The organism is Lentilactobacillus sp. TOM.63, from assembly GCF_030361045.1.
Classification (GTDB): domain Bacteria; phylum Bacillota; class Bacilli; order Lactobacillales; family Lactobacillaceae; genus Lentilactobacillus; species Lentilactobacillus dabitei.
In genome coordinates this window covers 1-16,303 of sequence record NZ_JAUCAP010000057.1, presented here as the reverse complement: position 1 = coordinate 16,303, position 16,303 = coordinate 1, and the positions used below count along the sequence as shown (strand labels likewise).

Here is a 16,303-nt window from a genome sequence, read left to right as displayed (position 1 = left end):
AAAACAAAAAGAGCCCTAATCACAAAGTGATTAGAACTCGAATTTAGTTTCACCAACAACAGTTGACGAAGAGCCATCTTTGATTGCCCGCTATTCTCCTGTCTTAAAATTCCGATTGTTTTAAATAAGAAGGGCAACCATTCCTGAATCTGCGGAATGGTTGCCCTTCTTATTTAAACTCTGAGATCAAATCAACTGTTTTGATCCTTCTTATGCATTGTTATGACTGGTAACTTTCAAAATGGGATTGAAATATGCTAATTTTGGATAATCCACATTCCCACTGTCCGTAATTGCCAAATCCGGAATAGCGGTAATCGGCAGAAACGACAGGTAAAATAATGGATCCGGTAATGTGCTGCCAAGTTGTTCCGCAGCATGTTTTAATTCAATTTCTTTTTCAGCGAGTTGAGTTGGGGTTAAATCAGTTGTAATCCCTGCAATTGGTAATTCCAGTAAGGCAACCACCTTACCATCAACCACAACAACTTGACCACCACCACACTCAATCAGCGTGTTGACAGCTAACGCCATATCACTGGTATTTACACCGGCCACCACCAGATTATTATCATCTGGAGAAGCGGAAGTCGCAATTGCCCCCTGTTTGAATGACCAGCCAGAAATGAAACCGTGTGACTGGTTACCATTAATGCCATATCGTTCAATGACTGAGACGGAAGCGACATCCTTTTCAGGATCCGGAATCACGACCCCATTTTTAATCGTTAATTCAATATCTTGAGCCTTACGCACAAATGGCCCAACACTGTGAATTGTTCGAACCAATGCCGTTCCAGCAGATTGGTCAACTTGATAGTCAAAATCTGCTGGCTGCATTGGGGCGTGCTTCAGTTTACCTTGGATTTGAGCAGATCGCTTGGGTGGATTGAAGCCCATCACTTCGGTTTGGTTTTCGGAAACCAACTGACCCTTGCTGACGACTGTATCAACGGTAAATGAACCCGGTTGGTCGATCAGAAGAATATCGGCATCCTTCCCTGGGGCGATTGAACCGACCTGATCATCAATATGGTAAGCTTCGGCGCCGTTAATGGTTGCCATCTGAATGGCAGTCATTGGAGAAACGCCGGCTTTAATCGCTAATCGAACCATATGATCAAGGTGGCCATGATTTAAAATGTCTCTGGCGTTGACATCATCAGTACAGAAACTGGTATGACGCGCAACCCCGGCCGCTCCTTCTGTAATGGCACGAATATTTTCTTTTAAAAATTTAGTGACTGAAGATTCCCGGATCACCACATGGATACCTTTACGGGCTTTTTCCAAAAATTCTTCATGAGAATAGCTTTCGTGATCAACATGAACGCCACTCATCAAGAATTGGTTTAACGCCTTGCCAGTCGCCATGGGAGAACAGCCAAAGATTGGTTTGTGATACTTTTGGGCAGTCAAGATTGCTTTGAGGGTATCAGGATCTTTCGTTTCAACTGCTTCACGAACCGTTTCCCAAACACCATAACAGTTTTCATTCGGTTGAATTGCTTCATGGTCCTTGGCAGAAACGTCATAACTGATCGTTGACTTGGGGATTGTGTACGGTGTTTTGTATGGCAGCCCCCAGAATACCTTTAATGGGCTCTGATCGATTTCGGTAAAAATCTCGTCCAAGCCTTTGATACCAATGGTGGAAATATATTCGTCCAACCCAGAAACAATACTGGTTGTTCCATGAGGCACCACTGCCTGGGCAAATCTGGTCATGCTCATCTTGCTGCATTCAACGTGGATGTGACCATCAATCATGCCCGGAACCAGGTATTTGTCAGTTGCATCAATATGCTTGGTATTTGGGCCAATGTAATCGTTGATATCCTCATCGACAGCAACAATTTTACCGTTATAAATGGCAACGTCAGCTGGATAATATTCGGCGGTGTCAACATTCACCAACGTCCCGTGTTCAATAACTGTGTCAGCGGGAATTTTGGCAGCACCAGCATCAATATATTGTTCAAATTCTTCAATCGTCGTCATGAATTTTCTCCAGTCATTTAAGGGTTATTAACTTATGATTTAGGTACGATATTTAATACATAAAGCAACAGAATAAATACGAAGAACAGGATCCACATAATGTAATTAACTTCTTTACGACGACCGGCAACAGTCATCAAGATTGGATATGTGAGGAACCCAAAGGCAATTCCGTATGAAATGTTATAAGTCAGTGGCATACCGACAACGGTCAAAAATGCAGGCATGGCAATTTCAAACTTGTCCCAGTGAATTTCTTTTAGCGCTGAAACCATCAAGACACCGACAATGATCAATGCTGGCGCCGTTACTTGATCAGTCACAACCGTCAAAAGTGGTGAAAATAACATACTAAATGCAAACAAGATTCCAACCGTTAATGAAGTTAACCCAGTCCGGCCACCAACGGCAATTCCGGCTGATGATTCAACGTAAGCAGCAGTTGGGGTCGTTCCCATGACGGAACCGGCCAACATTGAAATCGAATCTGACATCAATGCCCGACCAATTCGGGGCATTTTGTTATTTTTCATGATTCCAGCTTGTTGTGCCAAACCAATTAACGTACCAGCGGTATCAAAGAAGGCAACTAATAGGAAGATCAGCACAACTGCCCACATCTGTGGATCCACAATGGATGATAAATGCGTAACGCCAACGCCAAAGGTTGGGGCCATGCTTGGAGCAAGCGAAATAATATGAGTTGGCATTGCAATCAACCCGGTTACTAGACCAAGAACGGTAGTGGCAACCAAACCAATAAAAATTGCACCAGGCACTTTTCGAGCCATCAAGATCGCAATTACAAAGATACCAAAAATTGTTAACCAGGTTGTGGGAACCGTTAAGGAACCAATGGCAACCAAAGAAGTTTTGCTGGCAACGATGATCCCGCCACCCTGTAAACCAACAAAGGCAATAAATATCCCAATTCCCGCAGCCATGGCGAGCTTGAGATCCTTAGGAATTGCATCAATGACAATTTCCCGGACTTTTAAGAAAGATAAGATTGTAAACAATACCGACGCAACGAAAACCCCAGCCATTGCTTTTGGCCACGGGATTCCCATCCCTAACACAACTGAAAATGTAAAGAACGCATTGTCACCCAATCCAGGGGCAATTGCAATTGGGTAATTAGCTAAGAACGCCATTAATAAACAGCCAAGAATAGAAGTTACCGCAGTAACGGTAAAAACGGCTCCTTTATTCATTCCAGCGGCACCCAGAACGCTTGGATTCACGAACAAAATGTACGCCATCGAAACAAATGTTGTTAATCCGGCTAATAACTCCCGCCTAACGGTCGTGTTCTGTTCAGTGAGATGAAAGGTGCGGTCCAGCAGGCCTGTGTTCACCATTGTACTGTCACTCGTCTTTTGCATAATTGCTAAAATCCCTTTCCAATAAATAATTTATGCTTCGTATTATTCCACATTTCCGTTCAAATTACAATAGCATCATTCGGATTTTATTGTATTGACGATTCTATATAATATGTTAAACTATGGATTGTAGCTAAAACACGAACATTTTTGGAGGAATACACAATGTCTACTGAAATCACCCCAGAATTTACTAAGAATCTACCAAAAGCCGAACTACACTTACATATTGAAGGGACCCTTGAGCCCGACTTAAAATTAAAATTAGCCAAGCGTAACCATATCGATATTGGCCAATCAACAATCGAAGAAGTTCAAAAAACGTATCAATATGATGACTTGGCTTCATTTTTAGCTGTTTATTATCCAGCTATGAATGTCCTCCAACATGAACAGGATTTTTATGACTTAGCATTTGCCTACCTTAAAAGAGCGGCCGCAAACAACGTCCGCCACGTAGAAATTTTCTTTGACCCCCAAGCTCATACCAGCCGGGGCATTGCATTTGAAACAGTGATTCATGGTCTTCACCGAGCAGTTGTCGATGCCCGGGCATTGAATGTTGATGCATCACTCATCATGTGTTTCCTCCGCGACTTCTCAAAAGAGTCCGCCCGAAAAACTTTATTAGAAGCAATGAATTACAAGGATATGATCGTCGGTATCGGCCTTGATTCTGATGAGCACAACAACCCACCGTTGAAGTTTGCCCGTCAATTTGAGGATGCAGCCGCTGCGGGTCTTCACTTGACCACCCACTGTGACATCGACCAAAAGGATTCGATTGAACATATTCGCCAAGCCCTTGAAATTATGGGTGTCGAACGATTGGATCACGGAACCAATATCGTCGAGGACCCTGATCTGGTTGATTTTGTTGCTAAGAAAAATATCGGCATAACTTCTTGCCCATTGTCTAACAGCTTTGTTTCACCAGAAATGAAGGGCAAGGAAGTTCTGGAGTTACTTTCAAAGAACGTGAAAGTTTCCATCCATTCAGATGATCCTGCGTACTTTGGTGGCTACATCAGTGATAACTATTATGCGATAGCTGATAAATTCAACCTCACCAAGGATCAAATTGTCACGCTTGCCCGCAATTCCTTTGAAACTTCTTGGATTAGCGATGAGAAAAAGGCCTTGTACATTCAACAATTAAATGATTATGTTGCCTCACATTAATCACTAACCTATATCAAAAAAAGATTCAGACAAAGTTGCACTTCAAACTCTGTCTGAATCTTTTTGTTTAATTATGATGCTTTTTGAGTCGTTAGATTTTTTAAATCAACATTTCCGTCCAAAATACCGCTATCACCAGATAACTTAAACCGATTATTAACATAATCAAGCTTCATATTATCATCTAAATATCGCTTGGAATATCCCTTATAGTACCAGTCACCGACATTCGTGGTCAGCTTTGCCTGATAGTCAGGTACGTTCGCATCCCGATCAACGGCAATCACATCAAAACTCACATCTAATGAGCAGATGCCGACCTTAGAAAAGGGGCCAACCCCATCGTCAAAGCTTAATAAGAACTTGCTAGTTGCTGGAAATACTGACATTAAATGGGTTAGTGCGTCATCTGTAATGGTTAATTTCATTTTATCAGCTCCTCAATTATTAAGGTTACGCTTTTTCCAATCAAAGTCAATTCAATTGTACACAACTTATCTGCTAGTTTTCACTTTTACGTTTCACGGGTATAATGTGTGCGAGGTGATTAAATGACAAACTCAGATAGCATGAACGCAATCGTCATCAATGAATACGGTGATGAATCAAAATTAACTGAACAATCCATCCCCGTGCCTGATATCCACCCTAATCAAGTATTGGTTAAAGTTGTCAGCATTGGGGTCAATCCAATTGATTGGAAAACTCGCAGTGGTTTGCGCCAAGAACGCTATCCATTCAAATTTCCGATCGTCTTAGGGCAAGAAATGGCCGGCATCGTTTCACAAGTTGGCAGCCAGGTCTCAGGATTTAAACCTGGGGATGCGGTTGTTGGTTATGGCACGCCAAGTAATCGGGGCACTTACGCAGAGTTTTATGCTGTTGACGCCGATAAGCTCGCTCATAAACCAATCACGGTATCTTTCCAAGCTGCGGCTGGATTGTCCTTAGCTGGAACAACTGCTTGGGAAGCCCTGTTTGACGCCGGTCAACTCAAGCGCGGCCAGACAGTCCTCATTTTGGCTGGTTCTGGTGGCGTAGGTGGGATGGCGATCCAATTGGCTAAGAATGCCGGTGCCCACGTGCTAACGACCACCAGCAGCCCAAATGTTAGTTTTGTGACGCAATTAGGTGCTGACAAGGTCATTGACTACACTCAAGCCAATTTTGCAGATCAAGTCAAAAATGTTGATTTGGTGTTTGATACGCTCGGTGGTCAAAACCAGCTTGATGCATTTAAAGTCGTTAAACCAGGTGGCAGAATCATCTCGATTGTGGAGACCTTGCCCGAAACAACTGAATTAGGGAAACAACATGACGTCTATTTTGAGAAGATCAATGCTGCCCCAAGGCATGAGATCATTTCCCAGCTAAGCGCTCAACTGGGGGCTGGTAAATTGAAGATCAAGATTGCCAAACAATTACCGTTTACCGTTGAGAATGTCCAAGCAATGCATCGGCAGAGTGAGACCGGCCATGTGGTTGGTAAATTGATATTGAACGTTTAATTGTATTCTCCGACTAGCTGGATAACTCAGAATTATTTGGTAATAATACCACTCAAAAATTGCCTTTGGCATTCATCTAATAGTGATTTTGTTTTCACATTTAGAGATAAGGCTGGGACATATATTAATTTTCAATCGATGATCATTCACATAGATCACCATAGCCACCTAGATAAAAGCTGTGCCAAACGGCTGATCCCTGCCATCTAACAAAAATGACCAACTATTCCAAAATCAGGAATAATTGGTTCTTTTCGTTAAATTCTGGGATCAAATCGCCTAAACCCAGTCTCATTTTTTGAGCTTAATTATATAAGAAAAGGATTAGCTGAAATTCAGCTAATCCTTTTCTGCGGCACTTATATTAATATAAATGGACTTCTTGGACTCCACAATCCGCTGAAGTCAGACACCACAAATCCGTGCTTAAAATGTGTCCCACTCAAAATACCACCTTAGTCGCTTGCGCGAACAGCATAAATGCTGTGTGGTCTCTCGACTCATCGCATGTGAATAGTATGCCACATTTTCAGTGTCATTTCAATCATTTCTTAGATTTAGTCGTCTTTGCCTTCGTCGGCTTAGTCCCTTTTGGCTTATTTTCAGCCTCGTGAGCAGCCTCCTCAGCCTTCTTAGCCCTATTTTCTTGAATGGCGGCCAGTTTCTCGGCGACCCACTCATTCATTGTCTTCGAATAATCTGCCAAGTGGCCAAAAAAGTCATCAGCACTAGAAACTTCATCAATTCGCAATCCCGACTGATTAACAAACGGCGAACTGATAACCAAATAAACGTTAACCGGTAATTTGTCTTGATCGGATATCATCTTTGAAATTCGAGTTGGTTCTTGGAGCGGCAGATTAATGAGATTGGTTTCCAGTCGAATAACCGCATCCGCATCATCAATTGTCAGTTCGCCATACCCAAGCTTTCCAAGGTTAAGCTGCTCTTCAATAAAATCATACAATGGCTGCATAGCCTTTGCAGGATCTTTGACAACGGTTGCCAATTTTGCACTGACTGTTTTGCCTTCAATTTTCTCGTTGGTCATATCTTCAATAAAACTTGCAACATCTTTTTCCAACTATTTTCACCTACTTTTTGAAATTCTTGAGTTTCTCAGCTTGCTTTTCCCGATGACCCTTTTGGAGAACCACCCGCATTTTATAAGCAATCATAAACCAATAAATATTGATGAAAATGCCAAAAGCACCTAGTGCAGCCATTAACAATCTAATCGCAACGTTAGCCGTGCTGCCATTCATCATGGTAACGACCATCCCGACCAAGCCAACAGTGTAAATTGCCACCACTGCGGCCAATAGATAATAGCTGATTCGAACCTTCAACACAGCTAGAATAATCGTTGCGGCATAAAATGTAATTGCGATGTAAGTTACTTGAAGTGCTTCTGATATTGGAACTGATTGATGCAGCTTCATGATCGGCAGAACCATCAGCCAATTCACGACTAGAAACAGCCCGAGTGAAACAATCGCCCACCAAACCACTTTTTTCTCTTCTGCTTTCATTTGATCCCCTATTCTTTCGATAACTAAAAGAAAAAGGATACAATTATGATTAATTTTATCCTTTTACTTAACAATATTAGTTTAACTTATTTGGTAACGTTAGGAAAGCAAAGTTGAGAAAACTTTACCAGATTGCAATTGAGGGGATTAATCCAGTAACATGTTTACAATCTCCTGCTTTGGAATACCTGTGAAGTACTGATTGGTATCAATCCCACTGAAGGCATCTTCAATATCCTGACGTTCAAATCGTACGCCTTTAAGCTTATCAGCCACTTCTCCTGCATCCTGAGGGCCAAAGAAATCGCCATAGAACTCAATGTTGGTAATTTTACCATCATCTACCTGCAATCGGGCATCGATGGTTCCATTCGTAAAGTGCTGGCGTTTCTTAACGGTAAATTCAGGTGAATTACCATATACCCAATTCCAATTATTATAATAATCATCAAAAATCTTATCGATGCCATCTTGATCTTCATCGGTCAACTGGTATTCCTTATCCTTGATCTGAGCCAAGTCATCTACATGGAACAACTCTTTTAATAAACGGTCACGGAATTCTGGGGTCGTTAAGTTTTGATACTTTGCGGCCAGATATGGCTTCAAATTTGTTACCCGGGAACGCACTGATTTAATTCCTTTAGACTTGATCTTATCCTCTGGGACATCCAATGCTTTTGGAATCACAGAAAGGTCAACGTCTAGCATCAATGTTCCATGAGAGAATGTCTTACCGTTCTTGGTATACATGGCATTCCCGGAGAACTTCTTGCCATCAACTAAGATATCGTTTCGGCCACTGACTTCTGCGGTGGTTGCCCCCATGTCATGCAATGCGTCAACGATTGGCTGAACGAATGATTTAAAGTCGCCAAATTCTTCACTATCACTATCAACCACAAAGCTAAAACACAGATTACCGAGGTCTTGGTAGACCGCACCCCCACCAGAAAGCCGGCGGGTCACGATAATGCCATGTTCATCAACATATTTTTTATTAATTTCTTCAAGAGTGTTCTGATTACGACCAACAATGATACATGGACCTTCAATGTAAAATAGCAGCAACGGTTCATCGAATTCAATTTCATTCATTAAATATTGCTCAGTGGCAAGGTTGCGCCGAATATCGTTTGACTTCATGACGTAATAATACATATTCAAAAACCCTCTTTTCATTTTATGACTCATAAGAATGGTAGCACCAACGGTAAGCGATTACAATCACATGCAAGGCCTTTACTAATTTGGGGTAGCTGCGTAAAGCAGAGATCTGCATGTAAGCACCACTGAGAAAAATTCCAAAACCGGGAATTTCCCTCAGCGGCGACTTGTACTCCGACTTCTAACCGCTTTACTCCGCTCACTTTTTTAGGACAGCTCCTCCAAGCAGCAACTTGCACGTAAGCACCTCAAGCAAAAATTCCCAAACCCGGAATTTCCGCTTGAGGAGACTTACGCTCCGGTTACTAACCGCCTGGATCCGCTCACTTTTTTGCTTACAATTCCATCTGAGAATGTTATAGTTTAGATGGAAGCAAATCGATTATGGGGTGATGAACATGCAAGAACAAAATTATCAGAACGTCTTGGTACCAGTTGATGGTTCAGCTGTTACTGAAAATGTGCTACAGCGTGCAATTGAAGTAGCCAAAGTTAACAACGCTCATTTAGATATCCTGAACATCTTGGAAGTTAACCAATTTAACCAAACTTATGGGAGTGCCGTAAGCGGCGACGTTGTTTTCAAGTTAACTGAAAACACAGAAAGCAAACTCAAAGAATTGAAAAAACAAGCTGAGGAGGCCGGCGTTAAAGACGTGGATATCCATATTCGATTTGGAAATCCAAAGCCAATTATTGCCCGCGAATTTCCCACTGATCATGATACTGATGTGATCGTGATGGGATCAACCGGGCTGAGTGCCGTTGAACGATTGATTATCGGTTCAGTCACCAGCTACGTCACTCGGACTTCAAAGTGTGACGTCTTGATCGTGCGATCGAAGAATCAAAAGAAACAAACCAGCAAATAAAACAGCAGAAAGATTGAGACATCTGTTCCTTTCCAACCAATCATTATTAGCTTGGATCGATATTGATGGTTAACTTAAAAAAGGCTTTGCCATCCGGTTGACCCGAGTTATTTAACAAAGAGAACCAACTATTCCAAAAAGTTAGGAATAATTGGTTCTTTTCAGTCCATTCTGGGATCAAAGCGCCGATTGTCTCAGTCTTTTTTGGCTTAGAAGAGGAAAAGCATGAACCGTAAACCTTATTGGGCCTTTAAAGAAACCGTTCCCCCAGTCATGAACGGCCAAGCTCTCAAAACACTATTGAATAATTATTGGCAGCTGCCCAAACACCTTGTTTACAGCATTCGCCACGCCGAACGGGTGCTGGTCAATGGCAAGTATTTACCCGTCAATTTTCCGGTTAAAGCTGGTGATCAAATTCAGCTCACTTTTACGCCAGCCGATTTTGCCAATCCGTTTCCTCATGTTCAACCAGATTCAGCTGCCAGCGTTGAAATTGTCTGTGAAGACACCAACTTGCTGGTCATCAATAAACGCCGCGGGGATAAAACGCATCCCAATCAGCCGGGGGAAATTGGCGCGACAATCAATCATTTAGCAGCTTACCTGCAGACCGAAGGAACCGTGCCCTACATGATTCATCGATTGGACCAGCAAACCAGTGGGGCCATCCTCTTTGCAAAGAATCCGGTGGTGGTGCCTATCTTGGTCGCAAATATCCGTGAGAAAACGATTAAGCGGACATACTTGGCATGGGTTGAAGGAACCGGGCTTCCATCCAAAGGAACCATTGATCTCCCCATCGGTCGTGATCCCGATGATAAACGAAAGCGAAAAGTAGGTGGTCCAGGCAGTGCTCGGGCAATCACCCACTATCACCTCATCAAACAATCGGGTGATTACTCAATGGTCCAAATTCAGCTAGAAACCGGGCGCACTCACCAAATTCGCGTCCATTTTGAGGCCCTTGGTCACCCCTTGGTTGGAGATCCGCTGTATAATGCAAATGATGGCTGCACTGGTTTGATGTTACACTCGTGGCAAGTTGAACTACCACTTCCATTTACAAAAGAACTTAAAACAATTGTTGCCCCCATTCCACAAGATTTCATTGATTTTGAAACTCATTTGGCTTAATTGAGCGCGCTAACAACGCAGAAAGGAGTCGCAAATGGCAAATACTGATTTATCAAACTATTCCGCAACTGATTTGTCAAAGATGATCCGAGCCGGCCAACTGGATCGACTGGATTTGGTCAATCAATTAATCAGCACAATTAGTGCCGATAATGATCGTTTAAATGCGGTTACCAATGTATGGCCGGACCGCGCCCGAAAAATGGCAACCCAATTCCATGATACTGGCCAAAAGTTCGCGGGGATTCCAATCCTCTTGAAGGGGCTCGGTCAATATTTCAAAGACGAACCGGATACTGGAAGCTCCGAGCTATTGAAGGATCACAAGGCAACCCTGACAAACAATTTTGTCAAATCATTGATTAACGCCGGTTTGATTCCGGTTGGAGCAACCAATGCGCCCGAATTTGGCTTTAAGAATGTGACTGACTCCAAACTTTATGGCAATGCTCACAATCCTTGGAATACTGATTTTCAACCCGGGGGCTCTTCTGGTGGCTTGGCTGCAGCTGTTGGGGCAAACTGGCTGCCAATCGCTGCTGGCAATGATGGTGGAGGTTCTATTCGAATCCCATCTTCATTTTCTGGAACCATTGGCTTGAAGCCAACCCGAGGAAGAGTTCCAACCGGACCGATTGAATGGCGTGGCTGGCAAGGCGCTTCGATTAATTTTGCAATTACCAGAACGATCACCGATACCGCTAATTTATTAGACGCGTTAACAACCGTTCAAATGGCTGCTCCCTTCCAAGTTCCAAAGCCAATTCAGCCATTCGCCCAGTCACTGGACAAGTTACCAAAAGACTTGCATATCGCCTACTCCACTCAATCACCAGTTGGAACACCGGTCTCTGATGAAGCAGAGCAAGCCGTTCTAAACGCTGTCCAATTCCTTCAAACTGCCGGTTTCAGCGTGGAAGCTGCCGACGCCCCAATCGATGGCATTGGTTTAATGAAGAGTTATTACGTGATGAATGCCGGTGAAACAGCCACCTTATTTAATAACATGCACTTGTCAGATGAAACGATCAAACAGAATGTTGAACCATTAACTTGGGCACTAGCTGTCACTGGCCGCTCAGTCACGGCCATTCAGTATAGTCAAGCATTGAGTTTTTGGGATACCGTTGCCAGTGATATGGACGAATTCCAGCAGGCGTTTGATCTCTACTTAACCCCCACCACGGCTCAGCAGGCACCGAGGATCAACACCCCATTGGTTTCTAATGAAAATATGGCTAAACTCATCAATATCGACAGTTTCAATCCAACTGAACAGTTGCAGATTATTTGGGATCAATGGCTGCCAGCATTGACCCTGTCGCCGTTTACCCAGTTGGCAAACATTTCGGGCCAACCGGCAATCAGTTTGCCTACCTACGTTGGTAAAAATGGTTTGCCACTCGGTATTCAATTTATCGCCAGAAAAGGTCGCGAAGATTTACTTCTTCAAATAGGCAAGTTGTTTGAGAATAACCACGCCTTCCAATTAAAGCAGTAATTGCTAAATTCAGGAGTGATTTTATGCTATTCATTCATTTAAAGAGACCCATTAAGGGACTAGCAGTCATGTTAGTCGCCCTTTTTGGCTATAGCCTTATCAATTTTTCCCCCGCCACAAATTTGGTTAACCGCCAAAAGATCTTTGCCAGTACCAGACAAACCGCTACACCTGCAAATCAAGCCTCCTTAACCAAGGGAAACGTTGTCGATGCCTGGCAGCAAGGCTTTCAAGGGCAAGGCATGGTCGTAGCAGTTGTTGATAGTGGCATCCAGCCCCACCATGATCTCACCTTAAGTGATCCGGCCACTGCCAAAATCACCAAAATCGCCGCCAAACAATTTATCGCCAACCGGGGTTATGGTCGCTATGTGAGTGCTAAGATTCCGTTTGCGTATGATTATGTTAACAACAATAACGATGATACTGCCCCCGACGAACAAGCTTCCTTTCATGGTCAACACGTGGCTGGGATTGTCGCTGCCAACGGCTCCCCTACCAAAAGTAATTCGCGCTACGTCAAAGGGGTGGCCCCTCAAGCTCAACTACTCAATATGAAGGTATTTGGTGGCTTTGATGATGAATTTCCCAGCGACGTTGCCCGCGCAATCCGTGATGCCGTTGATTTAGGAGCTAATGTGATTAACCTATCACTGGGGATTGTCATTGGCAACCAGTCGCAAACTGATCAAGAACAAGCCGCCATTCATTATGCGGTCAATCATGGGGTATTTGTTGCAGTTGCCGGTAGTAACTATGGTCACGCCGGTAGTATTCTCACAGACAACAATGAAGACGCCAATTCAAATCAAACAACTTACGAACCAGCCAATACTGGCACCATCACGAACCCGGCCGTTTCAGCCGAAGCCGTGGCCGTTGGTGATGAGAATACCAGTCTGGGGGCCAAAAGTGCCATGGATCCAATCTCAAGCTGGGGGCCCACCCCACAATTTGATTTCAAACCAGAAATTAGTGCCCCGGGAAAAAATATTGTGTCAACTTGGAAGAATAACACGCTGACAACTGATACCGGTACATCAATGGCTTCCCCATACATTGCCGGATCAGCGGCGCTTGGCATGCAAAAATTAACTCAAACTCAACCCGACCTTCAAGGAAAGGCACTGGTTGATGCAGTTAAAGTCTCCTTGATGAACGCAACGCAGCCAATGAATGATCGCCATTATCCTGGCAACTTGGTTTCTCCTCGGCAGCAGGGTGCTGGCCAAGTTAACGTTGAAAATGCCGTCAATTTAGCCGGTTCGGCGATCGACACAGCTTCTGGGCAAAGCGCCGTTTCACTGCATCAAATTGGCAATCAAGCCCACTTTACCGTTCGGGTAACCAATCATGGCAGTACTCCACAAACTTACACGATCAATCCCGGGACGCCAGCCACCGAAACCCGGACCCTCAAATCATCAGGAGTGGGAATCGCCCACGATTTTCCCCTTGTTGGTGCTACTTTAACCAGTTCCATCAATACAGTTGAACTTAGACCGCAGCAAAGCAAAACGATTGATTTTAACCTGAATATCGCCACTTTAACCCCTTCTAATAAGCAAGTTGAAGGCTACGTGACCTTTAAAGCCGCCGATGATAGTCAAAATTTAACCGTGCCTTATTATGGATACTACGGCGATTCAACGGTTGAACAGGTTATTGACAAGCCTGCCAATCAATCCGGGAGCATTTTTTTGGGCGGCTACTTGCTGGATAATCACAACACCCCACTTGGCCTCGGTGATCGAACTTCTTTGGCCAGTTACATCAACGATCATCCAAAGGTTGCCGACCAGATTCCAACTAAAATTGTGACACAAAAGGTGGCCTTTTCACCAAATGGGGACGGGCACGCCGATTCGGTCAATCCATACGTCTTTGCCAAGCAGAATCTAGCAGCCGTCAAAGTTCAAATTTTAGACGCCACCGGCCACGTCATCCGAACGGTTGACCAAGAGACCAATACGACCAGGTCATTTCATGAAGACGGCGCTGCGTACAACAACGATCTAACCCTTTCTGATTCGCTGCGGTTGGATCCTCAAAAGTTCACTTGGGACGGGAAAGTATTCAATCAAACGACTGGCAAAATGACGCCGGTTGTCGACGGCCGTTATACGTATCAATTCAAAACGACTAACTTTAATGCTGGTCGCCACCGAGTTCAATTCTTTGATCTACCGGTTAAAGTTGATATGATAGCTCCAAAGATTTTAAAAACCAGCTACCATAATGGAGTCGTTAGTGCTGCGTACACCGATAGTGGTGCTGGTTTCGGCCCGTATTCCGCCTTGAGATTAAGCATTAATCACGCTAGTCCTGTTGGAGTTGGCCTGAACAACCATGGTAAATCCAACCGGGGTACCATTCGTTTCCGATTACCACCCAAACAACGGCAACAATTGACTAAGAAGGGTGGCCAACTTCAGCTGACATTAAGCGATGTAGCGGATAACACTAACAAACGGACAATCAGAGTGAAGCCATCGGTAAGTCAATCAAAGGCGCGGGGACCTTTTTCAAACCAACTTTGGGATCAGCAAACCAGCGACCTCCCCGTCATGCAAAGCCGAGAGCCTTATGCTTTGACAACCCGATTCATGAAAACCCCGGGCATTCATTTTCATGGATTAAACGATAACAACATCTCCATTATTAATGCTCACAGCCACGTTTATAATGCCACAAGCCATATCCTGACGATCACCGGCCAAGTCAAACGGGCTCATTCGAAATTGATCATTCTCAAGAACCCAGCTGAGGTCAGTTCACAAAACCGCGTTCATCTCACCAAGACTGGTCATTTCCAATTCAAGATACCACTGCAATCACCAAGTCAAAGAGGCATTGGCTACATTTTGACTCACACAACGAAGAAAAAGACCCATTCATACCGAGGAACCTTGGAAATGATTGTCGACACGACATTACCAACGCTAACGATTGACCAAGACCGTCAAGCGATCTTAGATCACCAAACTGGTCATTACGACGTGACGACCAGTAGCCGTCAGTTTACGTTAAGCGGCACGGTTGATGATAACATTGACGGCTGCCGCCTCGATATTAATGGCAATCTTCTTTTCCATGAACACAATGACGCTGGGTTTAACCCGCTGCCATCCCAGAAAATTGCGAACCCACACAACGCACATCACTTTAACCAAACATTTAATTTACATTTAGGCACGAACTATTTCACCGTCACCGCCACCGATCAAACGGGAAATCAGGTGACTAAAGTCTTTCGGGTTTATCGAACAAATTAATGGTTCAGCTAGTGAGTTCAAAAGGGATTCAAACGTTTACTAATCTCAACGTTTGAATCCCTTTTTGTATTTTGAATATTCATTTTAGTTTCAAATACATTACTCATCGACTTCGTGCTTGGTCTTGTAGTCTTTCCATGCAGCCAACCCAGCATCGGTCAAGCCATCAACTGTTTTGCCGTCGCTTTTGATCAAGCCAGCGTCAATAAGTGGCTGTGGATGGCCGCCAATTGCGTTATCACAATAATCGACAAAGTGGTTAATCAAGGTACCGGCGCCAACTCGGCCAGTTTGAATAGCATCTAATATGTCAAAATCAGTCTGTGAAATTTCCATGATTTTAGTAACCCTCCCTTTTAGATGATTACATTATAATCAAATTTCTAGATAAATGTGCGTAAAAGGATTTTGGCGTTTCAAATTGTTTAGTCATATGGTGCTGAAGGCTCACAGTGCTTTTTTTACTTATTAATGACGCTGATTAACTAAGATTATGAAAAGAAAATAATTTTTGATGTCCCTTGTCCCGTTAGTGATTTTTCTCTTTGAATTTCAAAATTCCAATTATGAGTCGAAGAAGCAATCTAGTCCTGCTATGAATCAGTCGATTAAAGGATACCGCTCAAATCATATTTTTGATTAAATTAAATAGAAAACTGAGATAAATCGGTTCTACAATATCTGTTGTTGGTAATAGATTTTATCTATTACTGATGACAGATTTTTTGTTTCTCGTTAGAATA

At 43.4% G+C, this 16,303-nt stretch carries 13 protein-coding genes; 6 read left to right on the top strand and 7 right to left on the bottom strand.

The window, feature by feature from the left end; genetic code table 11:
* Nucleotides 1-210: 210 nt before the first annotated feature.
* Complete coding sequence (locus QUF07_RS10365; RefSeq protein WP_289427382.1) at nt 211-2,001, bottom strand: adenine deaminase C-terminal domain-containing protein; 1,791 nt, start codon at nt 1,999-2,001, stop codon at nt 211-213.
* A 32-nt stretch (nt 2,002-2,033) separates the two neighbouring features.
* Complete coding sequence (locus QUF07_RS10360; RefSeq protein ID WP_289427381.1) at nt 2,034-3,386, bottom strand: NCS2 family permease; 1,353 nt, start codon at nt 3,384-3,386, stop codon at nt 2,034-2,036.
* Between the two features lie 165 nt (nt 3,387-3,551).
* Here QUF07_RS10360 and add point away from each other — a divergent pair, with 165 nt between their 5' ends.
* The gene (gene add, locus QUF07_RS10355; RefSeq protein ID WP_217164545.1) at nt 3,552-4,568 is read left to right on the top strand and encodes an adenosine deaminase; all 1,017 of its coding nucleotides are present in this window, start codon (nt 3,552-3,554) and stop codon (nt 4,566-4,568) included.
* A 71-nt stretch (nt 4,569-4,639) separates the two neighbouring features.
* Here add and QUF07_RS10350 read toward each other — a convergent pair whose 3' ends face one another.
* Nucleotides 4,640-4,996 (bottom strand): iron-sulfur cluster biosynthesis family protein, encoded by a 357-nt coding sequence (locus QUF07_RS10350; RefSeq protein WP_217164542.1) that lies wholly within the window; start codon nt 4,994-4,996, stop codon nt 4,640-4,642.
* Nucleotides 4,997-5,119: 123 nt separating this feature from the next.
* Between QUF07_RS10350 and QUF07_RS10345 the strand changes: the two genes are divergently transcribed.
* A complete protein-coding gene (locus QUF07_RS10345; RefSeq protein ID WP_217164539.1) occupies nt 5,120-6,076 on the top strand; it encodes an NADP-dependent oxidoreductase in 957 nt (318 codons plus the stop codon).
* A 544-nt stretch (nt 6,077-6,620) separates the two neighbouring features.
* Here the strand turns inward: QUF07_RS10345 and QUF07_RS10340 are convergent.
* The 3 genes from QUF07_RS10340 to lplA form a co-directional block, all read right to left on the bottom strand.
* Nucleotides 6,621-7,160 carry a hypothetical protein gene (locus QUF07_RS10340; protein ID WP_217164536.1) on the bottom strand — a complete coding sequence of 180 codons (540 nt, stop codon included), beginning with the start codon at nt 7,158-7,160 and terminating at the stop codon, nt 6,621-6,623.
* 10 nt (nt 7,161-7,170) lie between these two features.
* Complete coding sequence (locus QUF07_RS10335; RefSeq protein ID WP_217164533.1) at nt 7,171-7,608, bottom strand: hypothetical protein; 438 nt, start codon at nt 7,606-7,608, stop codon at nt 7,171-7,173.
* Nucleotides 7,609-7,755: 147 nt separating this feature from the next.
* The gene (gene lplA / locus QUF07_RS10330; RefSeq protein WP_289427383.1) at nt 7,756-8,769 is read right to left on the bottom strand and encodes a lipoate--protein ligase; all 1,014 of its coding nucleotides are present in this window, start codon (nt 8,767-8,769) and stop codon (nt 7,756-7,758) included.
* A 404-nt stretch (nt 8,770-9,173) separates the two neighbouring features.
* Here lplA and QUF07_RS10325 point away from each other — a divergent pair, with 404 nt between their 5' ends.
* The 4 genes from QUF07_RS10325 to QUF07_RS10310 all read left to right on the top strand — a co-directional run bounded on the left by QUF07_RS10325 (nt 9,174) and on the right by QUF07_RS10310 (nt 15,560).
* Entirely contained in the window at nt 9,174-9,647 is a 474-nt protein-coding gene (locus QUF07_RS10325) for a universal stress protein (protein ID WP_217164530.1), read from the top strand.
* Between the two features lie 225 nt (nt 9,648-9,872).
* Complete coding sequence (locus QUF07_RS10320; RefSeq protein WP_289427380.1) at nt 9,873-10,784, top strand: RluA family pseudouridine synthase; 912 nt, start codon at nt 9,873-9,875, stop codon at nt 10,782-10,784.
* 34 nt (nt 10,785-10,818) lie between these two features.
* Nucleotides 10,819-12,285, top strand: a complete 1,467-nt coding sequence (locus tag QUF07_RS10315) for an amidase family protein (RefSeq protein WP_289427379.1) — start codon at nt 10,819-10,821, stop codon at nt 12,283-12,285.
* 23 nt (nt 12,286-12,308) lie between these two features.
* Nucleotides 12,309-15,560: a S8 family serine peptidase gene (locus QUF07_RS10310; RefSeq protein ID WP_289427378.1), complete on the top strand. Its 3,252-nt coding sequence runs from the start codon at nt 12,309-12,311 to the stop codon at nt 15,558-15,560.
* A gap of 99 nt (nt 15,561-15,659) precedes the next feature.
* Here QUF07_RS10310 and QUF07_RS10305 read toward each other — a convergent pair whose 3' ends face one another.
* Nucleotides 15,660-15,896 carry a hypothetical protein gene (locus QUF07_RS10305; protein ID WP_217164522.1) on the bottom strand — a complete coding sequence of 79 codons (237 nt, stop codon included), beginning with the start codon at nt 15,894-15,896 and terminating at the stop codon, nt 15,660-15,662.
* Nucleotides 15,897-16,303 lie beyond the last annotated feature (407 nt).